Genomic DNA, 18664 nt, shown 5'->3' with positions numbered 1-18664 from the left:
ATTGCTCCTCCTTTCTTAGAAATTACTTTGCTTTAACAGCAGATTTAACTTTGATCAATGCTTTTCTAGCACCAGGTACATTACCCTTGATCAATAGTAGGTTACGTTCAACATCAACTTTAACGATAGCTAAGTTTTGAACAGTGATTTGTTCTCCACCCATACGTCCTGGTAAAAGTTTACCTTTGAATACGCGGTTTGGAGCTACAGGACCCATTGAACCTGGGCGACGGTGGTAACGAGAACCGTGAGACATTGGTCCGCGAGATTGTCCATGACGCTTGATAGAGCCTTGGAATCCTTTACCTTTTGAAATTCCTGATACATCTACTAAATCGCCTTCAGCGAAAATACTTACATTGACTTCTTGACCGATCTCATATTCATTAAGATCCGTTCCGCGGAATTCGCGAATGAAGCGCTTAGGAGTAGTATTTGCTTTTTCAACATGGCCCTTTTCAGGTTTGTTAGAAAGCTTTTCACGTTTGTTTTCAAAACCAACTTGAACTGCTTCATAGCCATCAGTTTCAACAGTTTTCTTTTGAAGAACCACGTTATTAGCAGCTTCGATAACTGTTACCGGAATAAGTTCACCGTTTTCAGCAAAAACTTGAGTCATACCGATTTTTCTTCCTAAGATTCCTTTGGTCATAAGTCACACCTCCTAGAGTAATTGTTCATATTTATATGAATTATAATTTGATTTCAATGTCAACGCCTGATGGTAAATCTAAACGCATCAATGAATCAACTGTTTGTGGAGTTGGATTAACGATGTCGATTAGACGTTTATGCGTACGCATTTCGAATTGTTCACGAGAGTCTTTGTATTTATGAACCGCACGTAGGATCGTATATACCGATCTTTCAGTAGGTAATGGAATTGGACCAGATACAGCCGCACCAGAACGTTTTGCAGTTTCAACAATTTTCTCAGCAGATTGATCAAGAATTCTGTGATCATATGCTTTTAAACGGATACGAATTTTTTGTTTTGCCATAATTTTCCCTCCTTTTCGCCTATTTTAAAATAGACCTTCTCAATGGAAATTTCCCACACACTCGCCATGGCAAAGCGGCCGGGTGTGTCAGCAACCTTCCATATCATCGCAGTCAAAGACCAACATTGTCTATTATACATATAACACAAGTAAAATGCAAGTTAAACTTAAATTTTTCTTGTGCAACACACTTTTATTATTATACATACTTTCACTAGTATTTACAAGTACATTCCACGTGGTCTTTCAAATCCATTTTCTTCATTTCGGAAATGTTCAATATACCAATTAAGTGCACTTCATTTTTTACGGATATATTATAGAAGAAAGAATGAATATCCTTTAAAAATAGAAAAGAAGCAGATGGCGTCCCATCTGCTTCTTCCGGAAGGCGTCCCTTCCAATATTGTTTTATCAATCAATTATTCTTGGATTGTAGCAACTACGCCAGCGCCTACAGTACGTCCACCCTCACGGATAGAGAATTTAGTACCTTCTTCGATAGCGATTGGAGCGATAAGTTCTACAGTCATTTCGATGTTGTCTCCAGGCATAACCATTTCTACGCCTTCAGGAAGGTTACAAATACCAGTTACGTCAGTTGTACGGAAGTAGAACTGAGGACGGTAGTTTGTAAAGAATGGAGTGTGACGTCCACCTTCTTCTTTAGAAAGAACATAAACTTCAGCTTTGAACTTTGTGTGTGGAGTGATAGTGCTTGGTTTAGCAAGAACTTGTCCACGTTGGATATCTTCACGGGATACACCACGAAGAAGTGCACCGATGTTGTCACCAGCTTCAGCATAGTCAAGAAGTTTACGGAACATTTCAACACCAGTTACAGTTGTTGGTTTAGACTCTTCGTTGAAACCGATGATGTCAACAACGTCACCGACTTTAACTTGTCCACGCTCAACACGACCAGTAGCAACTGTTCCACGACCAGTGATTGAGAATACATCCTCAACTGGCATCATGAATGGTTTGTCAGTGTCACGAGTTGGTTCTGGGATATACTCGTCAACAGCTGTCATTAATTCATGAATTTTTTCTTCCCAAGCAGCATCTCCTTGAAGAGCTTTTAGTGCAGAACCTTTGATAACTGGAATGTCATCGCCAGGGAATTCGTATTCAGATAATAGATCACGGATTTCCATTTCTACTAATTCAAGAAGTTCTTCGTCATCTACCATGTCGCATTTGTTCATGAATACTACTAGGTATGGTACACCTACTTGACGAGAAAGAAGGATGTGCTCACGAGTTTGTGGCATTGGGCCATCAGCAGCAGATACTACTAAGATCCCGCCGTCCATTTGTGCAGCACCAGTGATCATGTTTTTAACATAGTCAGCATGTCCTGGGCAGTCAACGTGTGCATAGTGACGAGTAGCTGTTTCGTACTCAACGTGTGCAGTAGAGATTGTGATACCACGTTCTCTTTCTTCTGGAGCACCATCGATTTGGTCATAAGCGCGAGCTTCTGCGCCACCAGATTTAGCAAGTACAGTTGTGATTGCAGCAGTTAGAGTTGTTTTACCATGGTCAACGTGACCAATTGTTCCAACGTTAACGTGCGGTTTTGAACGATCAAATTTAGCTTTTCCCATTAGGAATTCCTCCTTAAAATTATAAATAAAAGATTAAGTATATAGGGCTGTGAAAGAAGACTAATTCTTCCATCACAGCTTACATAAGATAGTTATACTTTAATAAGAGATGAAAATCAATTATTCACCTTTATTTTTTTTGATGATTTCTTCAGAAATGCTCTTAGGTACTTCTTCATAATGATCGAAGTGCATAGAGAATGTTCCGCGTCCTTGAGTGTTAGAACGTAAAGATGTAGCATATCCGAACATTTCAGATAGTGGAACCATCGCTTTAACCATTTGCGTGTTACCGCGAGCTTCCATACCTTCTACACGACCACGACGAGATGTGATATCCCCCATGATGTCGCCTAGGTAATCTTCTGGAATAACTACTTCCACTTTCATGATTGGTTCAAGGATGACAGGCTTACATTTAGATGCTGCATTTTTAAGTGCCATGGATGCAGCGATTTTAAATGCCATTTCGTTGGAGTCAACGTCATGGTAAGATCCGTCAAATAATTTTGCTTTGATGTCGACTAGCGGGTAACCAGCAAGTACACCACGGTCAAGTGAATCAACTAATCCAGCTTGTACAGCAGGGATGTATTCACGTGGTACTACACCACCGACGATAGCATTTTCAAATTCGAATCCTTTACCTTCTTCGTTTGGACCAAATTCGATCCATACGTGTCCGAATTGTCCACGACCACCAGATTGGCGAACGAATTTACCTTCAACTTTAGCTGAACCACGGAAAGTTTCACGGTATGCTACCTGAGGAGCACCTACGTTAGCTTCCACTTTGAATTCGCGACGCATACGGTCAACAAGGATGTCCAAGTGAAGTTCACCCATACCAGCGATAATTGTTTGACCAGTTTCTTGGTCAGTATGCGCACGGAATGTTGGATCTTCATCTTGAAGCTTTTGTAAAGCTTGAGACATTTTGTCTTGGTCTGCTTTTGATTTCGGTTCAACTGAAAGTGAAATAACCGGTTCTGGGAATACCATGGACTCAAGAATTACTTGATTCTTATCATCACATAGAGTGTCTCCAGTTGTAGTATCTTTCAATCCTACAGCAGCTGCGATATCACCTGCATATACAGTAGATATTTCTTCACGGCTGTTTGCGTGCATTTGAAGGATACGTCCAATACGTTCACGTTTACCTTTAGTCGAGTTGATTACATAAGATCCTGATTCTAATGTACCTGAGTACACACGGAAGAATGTAAGTTTACCAACGTAAGGGTCAGTCATAACTTTAAACGCTAAAGCCGAGAACGGTTCAGAATCATCTGAATGACGTTCTACTTCTTCTTCTGAATCCGGTAATGTACCTTTGATAGCTGGTACATCCAATGGAGACGGAAGGAAGTCGATAACGTTATCAAGCATTAATTGAACACCTTTGTTTTTGAAAGCTGATCCACAAATAACAGGGAAGAATTCAACATTAACGGTTGCTGTACGAATAGCTGCTTTCAATTCAGCAATGCTGATTTCTTCGCCGCCAAGGTATTTTTCCATTAAGTCTTCATTAACTTCTGCTACTGCTTCAATTAACTTCTCACGGTATTCTTCAGCTAATTCCCGGTGTTCTTCAGGAATTTCACCGATAGTGATATCAGTTCCTAGGTCATTACCGTAGAAATGAGTTTTCATTTCAATAAGGTCGATGATTGCAGAGAATTGATCTTCTGCTCCGATTGGTAACTGAACTGGGTGAGCGTTAGCTTGTAAACGGTCGTGGATTGTTCCAACTGAATACAAGAAATCTGCACCGATTTTGTCCATTTTGTTTACGAATACGACACGTGGTACACCGTAAGTTGTAGCTTGGCGCCAAACTGTTTCAGTTTGAGGCTCAACACCTGATTGGGCATCAAGTACGGCTACAGCTCCATCAAGTACGCGCAAAGAACGTTCAACTTCAACTGTGAAGTCTACGTGTCCCGGTGTATCGATGATGTTTACACGGTGACCTTTCCACTGTGCAGTTGTTGCAGCGGATGTGATCGTGATTCCGCGTTCTTGTTCCTGTTCCATCCAGTCCATTTGTGAAGCACCTTCGTGCGTTTCACCAATTTTGTGGATTTTACCAGTGTAATATAGAACACGTTCTGTTGTTGTCGTTTTACCAGCATCGATGTGAGCCATGATACCAATATTACGAGTGTTTGCTAAGGAGAACTCTCTTGCCATTTGTCTTTCTCCTTCCTTCTATAAGGATTTTATAGTGTTTGATCTTACCAGCGATAATGTGCGAAAGCTTTGTTGGCTTCAGCCATTTTGTGAGTATCTTCACGTTTCTTAACTGCTGCTCCAGTGTTGTTAGCAGCATCCATGATTTCATAAGCTAAACGCTCTTCCATCGTTTTTTCTCCACGAAGGCGAGAGTAGTTTACTAACCAACGAAGTCCTAGAGTCGATTTGCGGTCTGGACGCACCTCAACTGGTACTTGGTAGTTAGCTCCACCCACACGGCGTGCTTTTACTTCTAGTACAGGCATGATGTTTTTAAGTGCTTGATCGAAAACTTCGATCGGCTCATTGCCAGTACGTTCTTTGATTAAATCAAATGCAGAGTAAAGAATTTTTTGTGATTTACCTCTTTGTCCATCAACCATTAATTTGTTGATTAAGCGAGTCACAAGTTTTGAATTATATATTGGATCTGGTAATACGTCTCTTTTCGTTACAGGTCCTTTACGAGGCATTATATTTCCTCCTTTCAAGAAAGTTCAATTTTTGTTTAAGATTATTTTTTTGCTGCTTTCGGACGCTTAGTACCGTATTTAGAACGGCCTTGCATACGATTGTTAACTCCAGCTGTATCAAGAGCACCACGTACGATATGGTAACGTACCCCTGGTAAATCTTTTACACGACCGCCACGGATAAGAACCACGCTGTGTTCTTGTAGGTTGTGACCGATACCTGGGATATAAGCTGTTACCTCGATACCGTTTGTTAAACGTACACGCGCATATTTACGTAACGCGGAGTTTGGTTTTTTCGGTGTCATAGTACCCACACGAGTGCAAACACCACGTTTTTGCGGAGATGATACGTTAGTTTGTGCTTTTTTAAAGCTGTTGTAGCCTTTGTTAAGTGCTGGAGATTTTGAATTAACCTCTTTAGACTCGCGTCCTTTACGCACTAATTGATTAATAGTAGGCATTACATTTTTCCTCCCTTCACGTTTTCATTTCTAGTACCACACATCCAGGTGGTTCATAAATGGGTAAAAACAAAGTCTTTGCAAATATAATTGCAAAAACATCTTTACTTTTTGATGGCAACAGTTGCTGCTCCGACATCAATACCACATGCTTTGCCAAGCATTCTCATCGAATCAACATATGTGATAGGAACATCCAATTCTTTGGCAGTCTCAACGACACGCCCAGTCAAGTATATATCTGCATCATCAGCGATGATAACTTCTTGAATTAAATTGTTTTTAAGAGCTCTAACTGCTTGCTTCGTCCCTATAATCACTGACTTTGCCTGTATTACTTTTTCATAAGACATGGTCCATATCCTCCAAAGTTACAGGGTAACATAGGAGCACCTTTGCTATAGTATCATTATTAGTCGGATACTGTCAACTTCTTTCAAAAAAATAATTCAAGCAAAAGGTTTTCCTTACATAATTCTATTAAAATTATCAATTTGCCTAAACGGAATATATCAAATCCTCATACTGCTTTTCAGTCAGCCATGAGTAATAAGAGAGACCAGCTCAATAAACTCTGATCCTACAGCTCCAATGAGAAACTGGAGTGGAGTTTTCAGTTTAAATTATTGAGCTGATCCTTTTTCCTTTAATCCACCGTTACGGTGTCGGCATTTTCGTCACCAACAACGACAGGGTTTGCTTTTCTGTATCTAAGCATTCCCGTTCCTGCAGGGACAAGTTTACCGATGATGACATTTTCTTTAAGCCCAAGCAATTCATCACGTTTTCCTTTAATTGCTGCATCAGTCAAGACTCTAGTTGTTTCTTGGAATGACGCGGCGGACAAGAAGGAATCCGTTTCTAGGGATGCTTTTGTGATACCTAGCAACACAGGGCGTCCTGTAGCCGGTAATTTGTTGGTAAGCAATGCATCAGTGTTTGCAGTAGTGAACTGGTTAACATCCAATAATGTTCCTGGAAGCACTTCAGTTTCACCTGCATCAAGCACACGGACTTTACGCATCATTTGTCTAACCATTACCTCGATATGTTTATCGCCGATTTCAACACCTTGCATCCGGTATACTTTCTGAACTTCATGAAGCAGGTATTCCTGAACAGTAAGCACGTCTGTAACCTTCAGCAATTCTTTCGGATCGATGGAACCCTCAGTCAACTCTTCACCACGACGGACAGGCGTATCGACAGTTACTCTTAAACGCGCTGTGTACGGCGCAGTATACGTGCGTGATTCAACAGCACCTTGGACAACGATTTCCTGTTGTTTATCCCGAATTTCATTAATCGAAACAATCGTTCCTTCGATTTCGGAAATGACAGCTTGACCTTTAGGATTTCTCGCTTCAAATATCTCTTGGATACGAGGAAGACCTTGAGTGATATCGTCCCCGGCAACCCCACCTGTATGGAATGTACGCATCGTCAACTGTGTACCAGGTTCTCCGATTGATTGAGCGGCAATAATACCGACTGCTTCGCCCACTTCAACTTCTTGACCGGTAGCCAAGTTGCGTCCGTAACATTTTTTACATACACCATGACTGGTATTACATGTAAATGCGGAACGGATCCACGCTGTTTCAATTCCAAGTGATTCAATATAGTTAGCAAGATCTTCAGTAATAAGGTCGTTTTCAGCCACGATTACTTCATTTGTTTCTGGATGTCTGATCGCTTTTCTTGCATAACGGCCGATTAGGCGCTCTTCAAGATGCTCAATTATTTCAGTACCCTCTCTCAAGGCTGAAATTTTCAAGCCGCGGTCAGTTCCGCAATCGTCATCACGGATGATGACATCTTGTGCAACGTCAACAAGTCGGCGGGTAAGGTAACCGGAATCGGCTGTTTTAAGCGCTGTATCGGCAAGACCTTTACGCGCACCATGTGTAGAGATGAAGTACTCCAACACTGTTAAACCTTCACGGAAACTTGATTTGATCGGTAATTCAATGATACGTCCAGCCGGGTTGGCCATCAAACCACGCATACCCGCAAGCTGCGTAAAGTTGGAAGCATTACCACGGGCACCGGAGTCACTCATCATGAAGATCGGGTTGCGGCGGTCCAGTGAGTCCATAAGTTTGGACTGAATGGTATCCTTGGCAGCACTCCAAATCGAAATGACGCGATCATAACGCTCATCCTCAGTAATAAGACCGCGTCTGAATTGTTTCAAGACGTTATCCACTTTGGTTTGAGCCTCAGAAATGATTTCTTGTTTTTCTTTTAAAACGACGATATCAGCCACACCAACGGTAATACCAGCCTTTGTCGAATATTTGAATCCAAGATCTTTCATCCGGTCAAGCATTTTTGATGTTTCGGTAATTTTAAAGCGTTTAAAGACTTCCGCAATGATATTTCCAAGAATTTTTTTCTTGAAAGGATCGATAGCAGGTTGGGCCTTAATCAACTCAGGGATATTAGCGCCTTTTTCCACAAAATATTTCTCTGGAGTTTTCGTTTCCAAATTATATCGTGTCGGTTCGTTAATATACGGGAATGATTTTGGCAAAATCTCATTGAAGATCAATTTACCAACAGTCGTAATGAGAAGTTGGCCGTTTTGTTCTTCAGTGAAAGTTTCGTTATTTAGTGACGATGCATGTACGGCACAACGGGAATGTAAGTGCACATATCCGTTTTGGTATGCAAGTAATGCTTCACTTGTATCTTTAAAGATCATGCCCTCACCGATAGCGCCTTCTCTTTCCAATGTTAAGTAATAGTTACCTAATACCATATCTTGAGAAGGCGTAACGACAGGTTTACCATCTTTAGGGTTCAAAATGTTCTGTGCTGCAAGCATAAGCATGCGCGCTTCAGCTTGGGCTTCAGAAGATAGAGGAACGTGGACCGCCATTTGGTCACCATCAAAGTCAGCGTTGTAAGCTGTACATACGAGCGGATGCAAACGAATTGCGCGACCTTCAACCAAAGTTGGTTCAAATGCTTGGATCCCAAGTCTGTGAAGAGTCGGTGCACGGTTCAATAGTACTGGGTGTTCTCTAATAACTTCTTCCAATACATCCCAAATTTCCGGAGATAAACGTTCAATTTTACGCTTAGCGGATTTGATGTTATGTGCCAGGCCTCTTTGAACAAGCTCCTTCATAACGAATGGTTTGAATAATTCAATCGCCATTTCTTTTGGAAGACCACATTGGTACATCTTTAAGTTTGGTCCGACTACGATAACGGAACGGCCAGAATAATCAACACGTTTACCAAGAAGGTTTTGACGGAAACGACCTTGTTTACCTTTTAACATGTGAGATAAAGATTTTAACGGACGGTTACCAGGTCCAGTTACCGGACGGCCCCGACGGCCATTATCGATAAGAGCATCGACAGCTTCTTGCAGCATACGCTTCTCATTTTGAACGATAATGCTTGGTGCTCCAAGGTCCAGTAATCTTTTCAACCGATTATTACGGTTGATAACACGGCGATATAAATCATTTAGATCTGATGTGGCAAAACGTCCTCCATCAAGTTGAACCATAGGACGAAGTTCCGGTGGAATGACCGGAAGCACGTCAAGGATCATCCATGAAGGCTCATTTCCGGAGTTACGGAATGCTTCAAGCACTTCCAAGCGTTTGATTGCACGGGTTCTGCGTTGTCCTTGAGCTGTTTTAAGCTCCTCTTTCAACGACTCTACTTCCTTTTCCGTATCAATATCTTGCAAAAGTTTTTTAATAGCTTCCGCACCCATGGCGGCTTGGAATTTCTTACCGTATTTTTCACGGTATGTACGATATTCCTTTTCGGAAAGAAGCTGTTTCTTTTCTAAAGTTGTATCGCCCGTTTCAGTTACGACGTAAGATGCAAAGTAAATGACTTCTTCCAAAGCCCGTGGAGACATGTCAAGTACAAGTCCCATACGGCTAGGGATTCCTTTAAAATACCATATGTGTGAAACCGGAGCTGCCAGCTCAATATGACCCATACGCTCACGACGCACCTTAGCACGAGTGACTTCAACGCCACAACGGTCACAGACTACGCCTTTATAACGAACACGTTTATATTTCCCGCAATGACATTCCCAGTCCTTTTGAGGTCCAAAAATTCTCTCACAGAATAAACCGTCTTTTTCTGGCTTTAACGTACGATAGTTGATTGTTTCTGGTTTTTTAACTTCTCCATGGGACCAAGAACGAATCTTGTCTGGTGAAGCAAGACCAATTTTCATATACTCAAAATTATTAACGTCTAACAAGGGGCCTACCTCCCTTTTAATCTCCAGGTTTAACCCTTGATTGCCGTCAAATATCAGGCAATCTTACACCGGATGATGGTTGATTGAATCAATAAGGCTCTAACAAGGCAGCATGATCTTCAAATGAACATCTCGCTGCCAGTCAGAGCAGGTAATATATAACTAGATATGTTTATATTTAATTTTATTCTTTGACAGGTGCCCCTACTTCGGAAGCAACCATATCCTTAGGTTCTGAATCAAGGCTTAATTTGTCGGCTTGGTTGGCATCATCTTCATCTTCCAAATCACGCATTTCGATTTCACGATCTTCGGCATTTAGGATTTTAACATCCAATCCTAAACTTTGAAGCTCCTTAATCAATACTTTGAAGGACTCAGGAACGCCTGGTTCAGGGACATTTTCACCTTTGACAATCGCTTCGTACGTTTTAACACGACCTACGACATCATCTGATTTAACGGTTAAGATTTCTTGTAATGTATAAGCAGCACCATAAGCTTCAAGTGCCCATACTTCCATCTCACCGAAACGCTGTCCGCCAAATTGCGCTTTACCACCAAGTGGTTGCTGCGTAACAAGGGAGTAAGGTCCAGTTGAACGCGCATGAAGTTTATCATCGACCATATGTGCCAGTTTGATCATATACATGACACCAACTGATACACGGTTATCGAATGCTTCACCTGAACGGCCGTCATAAAGGACTGTTTTTGCATCACGGGACATCCCGGCTTCTTCAATCGTACCCCAAACATCTTCCTCAGTGGCACCATCGAATACAGGAGATGCTACATGAATGCCAAGTGCGCGTGCAGCCATACCTAAGTGAAGCTCCAACACCTGACCGATGTTCATACGTGAAGGTACACCCAACGGGTTTAACATGATGTCGACTGGAGTGCCGTCTGGTAAATAAGGCATATCTTCTTCAGGAAGAATCCTGGAGATTACCCCTTTGTTACCATGTCGTCCAGCCATTTTATCGCCTTCATGGATTTTACGTTTTTGAACGATATATACACGTGCTAGTTGGTTTACACCAGGAGGCAGTTCATCGCCGTCTTCTCTGTTGAATACTTTAACATCAAGAACGATTCCGCCGCCGCCGTGAGGTACACGAAGTGATGTATCCCTTACTTCACGTGCTTTTTCACCGAAGATTGCATGTAATAGACGTTCCTCAGCAGTCAGTTCCGTTACACCTTTAGGCGTAACTTTACCAACGAGAAGGTCTCCGTCTTTCACTTCAGCACCCACACGGATTATTCCGCGCTCATCAAGATTACGAAGCGCATCTTCCCCTACGTTAGGGATATCACGTGTGATTTCTTCAGGTCCTAATTTTGTATCGCGTGATTCAGATTCATATTCTTCAATATGAATGGAAGTGTACACATCATCTTTAACCAATCGTTCACTCATGATGATGGCATCTTCATAGTTATATCCGTCCCATGTCATGAAGGCAACCAATACGTTACGTCCAAGTGCCAGCTCACCTTTTTCCATTGAAGGACCATCAGCAAGAATTTCACCTTTTACAACGTTGTCTCCAACACTTACGATAGGGCGTTGATTATAGCACGTTCCTTGGTTGGAACGAATGAATTTTAATAGACGGTATTTATCAAGGTTTCCTTTTACTTGCTTTCCGTCAACCTCACTTACCCTACGCACCCATACTTCACGTGATTCAACGTGTTCTACGATACCAGGGTGTTTACAGATTACGGCAGCACCGGAGTCTTTCGCTGAAACATACTCCATACCCGTTCCTACTCGAGGGGCTTCCGGTTGCAGCAAAGGAACTGCTTGACGTTGCATGTTCGCTCCCATAAGGGCACGGTTGGAGTCATCATTTTCCAAGAAAGGAATACATGCTGTCGCAGCAGATACAACCTGTTTAGGAGATACATCCATGTAATCTACGCGGTCACGCGGAACAACGGTATTTTCACCACGGAAACGTGCAACAACATCATTGTCAAGGAATGAGCCGTCATCTGACAGTCGTACATTCGCTTGGGCAACTACATAATTATCTTCCTCATCAGCTGTTAAGTAATCGATTTGGCTTGTAATTTTACCTGTTTCAGGGTCAACACGGCGATATGGAGTTTCAATGAAGCCATATGGGTTAACCTTTGCAAAACTGGATAACGAGTTAATCAAACCAATATTCGGTCCCTCAGGCGTTTCAATCGGACACATGCGGCCATAGTGGGAATAATGAACGTCACGTACTTCAAAGCCAGCACGCTCACGTGTCAGACCACCAGGTCCCAATGCAGATAGACGACGTTTATGTGTCAATTCAGCCAACGGGTTCGTTTGATCCATGAATTGGGAAAGCTGTGAGCTTCCAAAGAACTCTTTAATGGATGCTATGACCGGGCGAATGTTGATTAGTTGCTGTGGAGTGATTGTGTTCGTATCCTGAATGGACATCCTTTCACGGACAACACGCTCCATACGGGATAAACCAATTCTGAATTGGTTTTGCAGCAATTCACCAACTGAACGCAGACGACGGTTACCTAAATGGTCAATGTCATCCGTGATTCCCACACCATGCAATAAATTAAAGAAATAACTGATGGAAGAAATGATATCAGCCGGTGTAATGTTTTTGACCTGGTCGGTCACATAGGCATTACCGATGATATTGATCACTTTTTCACCTTCAGCATCGTTTGGCGCAAACACTTTAATAGGTTGAAGAAGAGTTTCTTCCTCTACTACACCGCCTGATGGATGGAATGTTTTGAATCCGATTCCACCTTCGATATGAGGCAGGATCCTATCAAGAGTCCGACGATCAAGCATTGTCCCTTTTTCAACGATGATTTCACCTGTTTCAGGATCAATCAAAGTCTCTGCAATACGTTGTCCGAATAAACGGTTCTTGATATGCAGTTTTTTATTAATTTTATAACGGCCAACATTAGCTAAATCATAACGTTTTGGATCAAAAAAGCGTGATACTAAAAGACTTTTCGCGTTTTCGACAGTAGGCGGTTCACCTGGGCGTAGACGCTCATAGATTTCTAGTAATGCTTTTTCCACACTCTCGGTGTTATCCTTTTCAAGAGTGTTGCGAAGGTATTCGTTGTCTCCGATCAAATCGATGATTTCTTGATCTGTTCCGAATCCAAGGGCACGCATCAATACCGTGATCGGTAATTTCCTGGTGCGGTCGATCCGGACATACACAACATCCTTGGCGTCTGTTTCATATTCGAGCCATGCGCCACGGTTAGGAATAACGGTCGCAGAGAATCCAAGCTTACCGTTTTTATCCATTTTCCCATTGTAGTAAACACTCGGTGAGCGCACTAATTGGGATACAATTACCCGTTCAGCACCATTGATGACAAATGTACCTGTTTCAGTCATCAGCGGGAAGTCGCCCATAAATACATCCTGGTCTTTCACTTCCCCTGTTTCTTTGTTAACAAGGCGCACTTTCACACGAAGTGGTGCAGAATACGTAACATCGCGTTCTTTTGTTTCTTCCACAGAATACTTCGGCTCAGCTAAGCTGTAATCGATGAATTCTAACGATAAATTACCTGTAAAATCCTCAATAGGAGAAATATCCTGGAACATTTCCTTTAAACCTACATCTAGAAACCATTGATAAGAAGCTGTTTGAATTTCAATCAGATTTGGAAGATCCAAAACCTCACTGATTCTTGCATAACTTCTACGTTGGCGGTGTCGTCCATACTGAACAAGTTGACCTGTCAACTGATTCACCCCTTAAATCAAGCGTTATAAGGATCCATTTGCCTCGGAAAAGGAATCATTTCCATAGACAAAAAGAAAATGGTTTTTATTTTAAAAACCACTATTTCTCATAAAACGAACTATTATTTATATATTTTTTCCATATTATCCATTGATTATACATCAATGGTATAAAAATTGCATAGTTACGGAATTATATATATGCATTTTATAATACTAACATAGCGAAAATTTAGAGTCAAACCTTTTTGGATAATAGTATATAGTAACCTTTTTTCTTAACGGGCACTTCAATATTTCCAAATAATTGCTCCATTTTATCCATTGCGGAAGGAGCCCCTTGTTTTTTTTGAATGACAACCCATAATTCTCCACCAGCTACCAAACTGCGATAGCCTTCTTCTAAAATTTCGTGGACTACACTTTTACCTGCGCGAATGGGAGGGTTCGTAAGAATCGCCGCGAATTGATTGGAGGCAACTTTGTCAAAACGATCACTTTCGTAAATCTTCACATTTACGACCCCATTAGATGCCGCATTCTCTTTTGACAATTCAACTGCCCGGCTATTTATATCAATCATTTCTATTGTTCTATCGGGATAAGCTGTTGCAATCGATATTCCAATTGGCCCATAACCGCAGCCAACATCGAGAATATCTCCTTCCACAGCTTCATCAAGGTTAAAACTTTCAACCAAAAGACGCGATCCGAAATCAACTTCCTTTTTCGAAAAAACACCATTATCACTTTTGAAGCGAAATGTACGTCCCTTTAATGTGAAATCCCAAAATTTCGGATTGCTTACGACATCCGGTTTATGTGAGTAGTAATGCTCTGTCAGAGTCATCTCCCCCTATCAGAAAGGAATATTGAAGATTTAATGAGAGAAGAGAATTGAAGAATGGATGCTTGCACGCCGGAATGTTCGAATAACGAAATCCTCGTTACCAAACCATTAACGGCTAGTTTCCGTCATTTCTTTAAAAATGAAGAAAAAAAGCCCGCCAGTGATAGCGAGCTTTTTGTTTATGCAAGATTACTTAACTTCAACGCCAGCTCCAACTTCTTCAAGTTTAGCTTTGATTTCTTCAGCTTCTTCTTTAGAAGCAGCTTCTTTGATTGCTTTTGGAGTGTTGTCAACAAGTTCTTTTGCTTCTTTAAGTCCAAGACCTGTAACTTCACGTACAGCTTTGATAACTTTGATTTTTTGATCTCCAGCAGATGTAAGGATTACATCAAACTCAGTTTTTTCTTCAGCAGCAGCGCCACCAGCAGCAGCTACGGCTACAGGTGCAGCAGCAGTTACGCCGAATTCTTCTTCGATTGCTTTTACAAGGTCGTTTAATTCTAAAACAGTCATATTTTTAACTGCTTCAATGATTTGATCTTTAGTCATTTTTATTTCCTCCTCGAAATGGTTGGTTTTTTTTGAATCAATAGGCTAGATAAGCGGTTAGCTTACGCGCCTTGTTCTTCTTTTTGCTCTGCAACAGCTTTTGTAGCAAGAGCAAGTCCGCGCATAGGTGCTTGTAGCACGCTGAGTAGCATAGAAAGTAGGCCTTCGCGTGAAGGTAGTTCTGCAAGAGCTTTAATTTCTTCAGCAGTTGCAACATTTCCTTCGATAACTCCAGCTTTGATTTCTAAAGCTTCATGTTTTTTCGCAAAATCGTTAAGGATTTTTGCTGGCGCAATAACATCTTCAGTTGAGAATGCAATTGCGTTTGGACCTGTTAATGATTCGTTCAAAGCGCTAAGTTCAGCACTTTCAGCAGCACGGCGAGTTAAAGAGTTTTTGTAAACTTTAAACTCAACGCCAGCTTCACGAAGTTGCTTACGAAGTTCTGTTACTTGAGCAACAGTCAATCCACGGTAGTCAACAACTACTGTTGATTGGCTTGAAGTTAACTTATCAGAAATCTCAGCAACGATTTTTTGCTTTTGTTCAATAATTGCGTTCATCCTTACACCTCCTGTAGATTTGCTTGAAAACATTTATACCGTTTCAAAGAAAAAGCCTTCATCTCTATTGCAGACATGAAGGCAGTAATTTCAAAAGTCATAGTCCAGGACTATTATTATCGAATTACCTCGGCAGGGAATTAAGCTCGTAATGAGCACCTACTGTCTACGGTACAAATAGTATTCATTTATTCACAACAAAACTTATTATAACAATAATAGTTTTGGTATGTCAATTATTATTTGAAAGTAGAAGGATCAACTTTCACACCAGGGCCCATTGTAGTTGTTACAGAAACGTTTTTCATGTAAGTTCCTTTAGCAGCCGCAGGTTTAACTTTTAATAATGTATCATAGATAGTAGTGAAGTTTTCCACTAGTTTAGCATCTTCGAAAGATACTTTACCGATTGGAGCATGGATGTTACCAGCTTTATCTACGCGGTATTCAACTTTACCAGCTTTGATTTCATTAACAGCTTTCGTTACATCGAAAGTTACTGTGCCAGTTTTAGGGTTAGGCATTAAACCTTTAGGTCCTAATACACGGCCAAGTTTACCAACTTCACCCATCATGTCTGGAGTCGCAACGATTACATCGAATTCGAACCATCCTTGTTGGATTTTGTTGATGTAGTCAGATTCGCCAACGTAGTCAGCACCAGCAGCTTCCGCTTCTTTTGCTTTTTCGCCTTTAGCGAACACTAATACGCGTTGAGTTTTACCAGTACCATTCGGAAGAACAACAGCTCCACGAATTTGTTGGTCAGCTTTCTTAGGGTCTACGCCTAAACGGAAAGCAACTTCAACAGTCGCATCGAATTTTGCGAAGTTTGCTTTTTTAGCAACTTCGATTGCTTCAGTTACAGCATAAGCCTTAGAAACTTCTACAAGCTTAGCTGCTTCAAGATACTTTTTACCTTTTTTCGCCATGATATAAATCCTCCTAAATTGTGGTTTTAACGGAATGACCTCCCACGAATAAAGGTTGCGAGTATCAATCGCAACCCCGTAGAAACAAATAGCAATTACATGGATTAGTCTTCGATGACAATACCCATGCTGCGAGCAGTACCTTCAACCATACGCATTGCAGCTTCTACGCTTGCAGCGTTTAGGTCAGGCATTTTAGTTTCAGCAATCTCGCGCACTTGATCACGCTTGACTGTAGCAACTTTTTTACGGTTAGGTTCACCAGAACCAGACTCGATACCAGCTACTTTCTTAAGCAATACTGCAGCCGGCGGAGTTTTTGTAATGAATGTAAATGAACGGTCTTCAAATACCGTGATTTCAACAGGAATAATTAGACCAGCTTGATCTGCTGTACGAGCGTTGAACTCCTTACAGAATCCCATGATGTTTACACCAGCTTGACCTAATGCAGGACCGACTGGCGGTGCCGGATTCGCTTTACCAGCAGGAATTTGCAATTTAACCATTTTAATTACTTTTTTAGCCACGAGACACACCTCCTTATAAGTCCGTGATGTGGTAATAGGGTAATACCCTCCCACTCATCTTGAATTCTTTATATATTAATAAAGAATGCTTGTATCGTTGAGGCCTAAAAATTTGAAACATACTGACCTTTGAAATTTTACCACTTTCAAAAGGCAATTTCAAGTTTTTTTCCGTTTATAATTTTTCCACTTGATTAAAATCAAGTTCAACCGGTGTATCACGACCGAACATATTGACTAGGACCCTTACTTTACCTTTGTCTTTATCAAGTTCTTCAATTGGACCTGCAAAGGTTGCGAATGGTCCTTCTTTAACTTGGACCGTATCACCGATTTCAAAATCAACCTCGATTTTGCTTTCATCTACGCCCATTCGTTTAAGGACGACTTCAATTTCCTCCGGAAGCAATGCAGTCGGTTTTGACCCAGCTCCAGATGAACCTACGAAACCTGTTACGCCTGGCGTATTCCGTACAACATACCATGAATCATCCGTCATGATGATCTCAACCAATACATAACCTGGAAACACTTTCTTTTTTGTCACTTTCTTTTTGCCATCTTTAACTTCTGTTTCTTCTTCTTCTGGAACTACAACGCGAAAGATCTTGTCTTCCATCCCCATAGTTTCAACACGTTTTTCCAAGTTAGCCTTAACCTTGTTCTCATAACCTGAATAGGTGTGAACTACATACCAATTCTTTTCCATGTGTTAGGACTTTAACGTCCTTCCCTCCCTGCAATCAATCATTTTCTTTATTAATCTTTATCTTTGAACGTTTTAGCCAAAATACCATACCGGCGTCATCCCGACTCAACTAGAAAATATTGTGATGATTCATATTACAGCAGTGCTCGATTTTGAGCTTCTTCACTTATTAAAAAAGACAAATTAAAAAACCCGTTTCCGGGCTTTTCTGCTGACACATATTATTCTATCACTATTATACCTTATTTTTGAATCTCTTATTCAATAACTAAGCGAATTAATTCGGAAATGCCCAAATCGACCACTGTAAAGAACAAAGCCATGAACAATACAGTCGTTACTACCACGATTGTATATTTGGTAAGCTCCTTGCGTTTCGGCCAGCTTACTTTTCGCATTTCGCGAGCGACTCCGCTGAAAAATTCGGTAAAACGTTTCATGAATGTACCTCCAAGCTTTAGAAGCTTCTGTCAATCTATTTATAAAACGGTTATTTCGTTTCTTTATGAATCGAGTGTGAGTTGCACGTACTGCAAAATTTCTTGATTTCCAGTCGTTCGCCGCTTGTCGATTGTTTGCTCTCATAACTATAATTTCTTGAACCGCAATCACTGCATGCAAGAACTATTTTTTTTCGCATTAGATACACCTATCCTATCTACTATATCCATAAAACCTTATCACGGCTGTTTTTTATTGTCAATATCAAAGCGGTTTCACCCATTACGGACACCGGAAATCA

Annotated in this window: 17 protein-coding genes and 1 other annotated feature; all 17 genes read right to left on the bottom strand. The window is 41.1% G+C overall.

The window, feature by feature from the left end; translation table 11 throughout:
* Positions 1-22 precede the first annotated feature (22 nt).
* The 17 genes from rplC to rpmG all read right to left on the bottom strand — a co-directional run bounded on the left by rplC (position 23) and on the right by rpmG (position 18562).
* Positions 23-652 carry a 50S ribosomal protein L3 gene (gene rplC / locus QNH43_RS00710; RefSeq protein WP_192207443.1) on the bottom strand — a complete coding sequence of 210 codons (630 nt, stop codon included), beginning with the start codon at positions 650-652 and terminating at the stop codon, positions 23-25.
* Between the two features lie 40 nt (positions 653-692).
* On the bottom strand, positions 693-1001 hold the full coding sequence (rpsJ, locus tag QNH43_RS00705) for a 30S ribosomal protein S10 (protein ID WP_019244375.1): 309 nt from the start codon (positions 999-1001) through the stop codon (positions 693-695).
* Positions 1002-1423: 422 nt separating this feature from the next.
* The gene (gene tuf, locus QNH43_RS00700; RefSeq protein WP_048677883.1) at positions 1424-2611 is read right to left on the bottom strand and encodes an elongation factor Tu; all 1188 of its coding nucleotides are present in this window, start codon (positions 2609-2611) and stop codon (positions 1424-1426) included.
* 120 nt (positions 2612-2731) lie between these two features.
* Positions 2732-4810: an elongation factor G gene (fusA, locus tag QNH43_RS00695; RefSeq protein WP_214751057.1), complete on the bottom strand. Its 2079-nt coding sequence runs from the start codon at positions 4808-4810 to the stop codon at positions 2732-2734.
* A gap of 44 nt (positions 4811-4854) precedes the next feature.
* Positions 4855-5325: a 30S ribosomal protein S7 gene (gene rpsG / locus QNH43_RS00690; protein WP_048677878.1), complete on the bottom strand. Its 471-nt coding sequence runs from the start codon at positions 5323-5325 to the stop codon at positions 4855-4857.
* Positions 5326-5366: 41 nt separating this feature from the next.
* Complete coding sequence (rpsL, locus tag QNH43_RS00685; protein WP_034305038.1) at positions 5367-5789, bottom strand: 30S ribosomal protein S12; 423 nt, start codon at positions 5787-5789, stop codon at positions 5367-5369.
* Positions 5790-5893: 104 nt separating this feature from the next.
* The gene (locus QNH43_RS00680; RefSeq protein WP_034305040.1) at positions 5894-6142 is read right to left on the bottom strand and encodes a 50S ribosomal protein L7ae-like protein; all 249 of its coding nucleotides are present in this window, start codon (positions 6140-6142) and stop codon (positions 5894-5896) included.
* Positions 6143-6435: 293 nt separating this feature from the next.
* Positions 6436-10035: a DNA-directed RNA polymerase subunit beta' gene (rpoC, locus tag QNH43_RS00675; protein ID WP_283916489.1), complete on the bottom strand. Its 3600-nt coding sequence runs from the start codon at positions 10033-10035 to the stop codon at positions 6436-6438.
* Between the two features lie 184 nt (positions 10036-10219).
* Positions 10220-13789: a DNA-directed RNA polymerase subunit beta gene (rpoB, locus tag QNH43_RS00670; protein ID WP_283916488.1), complete on the bottom strand. Its 3570-nt coding sequence runs from the start codon at positions 13787-13789 to the stop codon at positions 10220-10222.
* Positions 13790-14027: 238 nt separating this feature from the next.
* Positions 14028-14633 carry a class I SAM-dependent methyltransferase gene (locus QNH43_RS00665; RefSeq protein WP_283918262.1) on the bottom strand — a complete coding sequence of 202 codons (606 nt, stop codon included), beginning with the start codon at positions 14631-14633 and terminating at the stop codon, positions 14028-14030.
* Positions 14634-14828: 195 nt separating this feature from the next.
* Positions 14829-15188: a 50S ribosomal protein L7/L12 gene (rplL, locus tag QNH43_RS00660; protein WP_034305050.1), complete on the bottom strand. Its 360-nt coding sequence runs from the start codon at positions 15186-15188 to the stop codon at positions 14829-14831.
* Positions 15189-15250: 62 nt separating this feature from the next.
* Positions 15251-15751: a 50S ribosomal protein L10 gene (rplJ, locus tag QNH43_RS00655; RefSeq protein ID WP_076372879.1), complete on the bottom strand. Its 501-nt coding sequence runs from the start codon at positions 15749-15751 to the stop codon at positions 15251-15253.
* 39 nt (positions 15752-15790) lie between these two features.
* Positions 15791-15941, bottom strand: a sequence feature (ribosomal protein L10 leader region).
* A 49-nt stretch (positions 15942-15990) separates the two neighbouring features.
* Positions 15991-16683, bottom strand: a complete 693-nt coding sequence (rplA, locus tag QNH43_RS00650) for a 50S ribosomal protein L1 (protein ID WP_076372881.1) — start codon at positions 16681-16683, stop codon at positions 15991-15993.
* 104 nt (positions 16684-16787) lie between these two features.
* Positions 16788-17213: a 50S ribosomal protein L11 gene (gene rplK / locus QNH43_RS00645; protein WP_063235791.1), complete on the bottom strand. Its 426-nt coding sequence runs from the start codon at positions 17211-17213 to the stop codon at positions 16788-16790.
* 175 nt (positions 17214-17388) lie between these two features.
* Positions 17389-17922, bottom strand: a complete 534-nt coding sequence (gene nusG, locus QNH43_RS00640) for a transcription termination/antitermination protein NusG (protein ID WP_048677866.1) — start codon at positions 17920-17922, stop codon at positions 17389-17391.
* A 257-nt stretch (positions 17923-18179) separates the two neighbouring features.
* A complete protein-coding gene (gene secE / locus QNH43_RS00635) occupies positions 18180-18362 on the bottom strand; it encodes a preprotein translocase subunit SecE (RefSeq protein ID WP_076372883.1) in 183 nt (60 codons plus the stop codon).
* A gap of 50 nt (positions 18363-18412) precedes the next feature.
* Positions 18413-18562 carry a 50S ribosomal protein L33 gene (rpmG, locus tag QNH43_RS00630; RefSeq protein ID WP_076372885.1) on the bottom strand — a complete coding sequence of 50 codons (150 nt, stop codon included), beginning with the start codon at positions 18560-18562 and terminating at the stop codon, positions 18413-18415.
* Positions 18563-18664: the final 102 nt, after the last annotated feature.

Source organism: Peribacillus simplex, assembly GCF_030123325.1.
Classification (GTDB): domain Bacteria; phylum Bacillota; class Bacilli; order Bacillales; family DSM-1321; genus Peribacillus; species Peribacillus simplex_D.
This window is presented reverse-complemented; position numbering and strand designations above follow the sequence as displayed.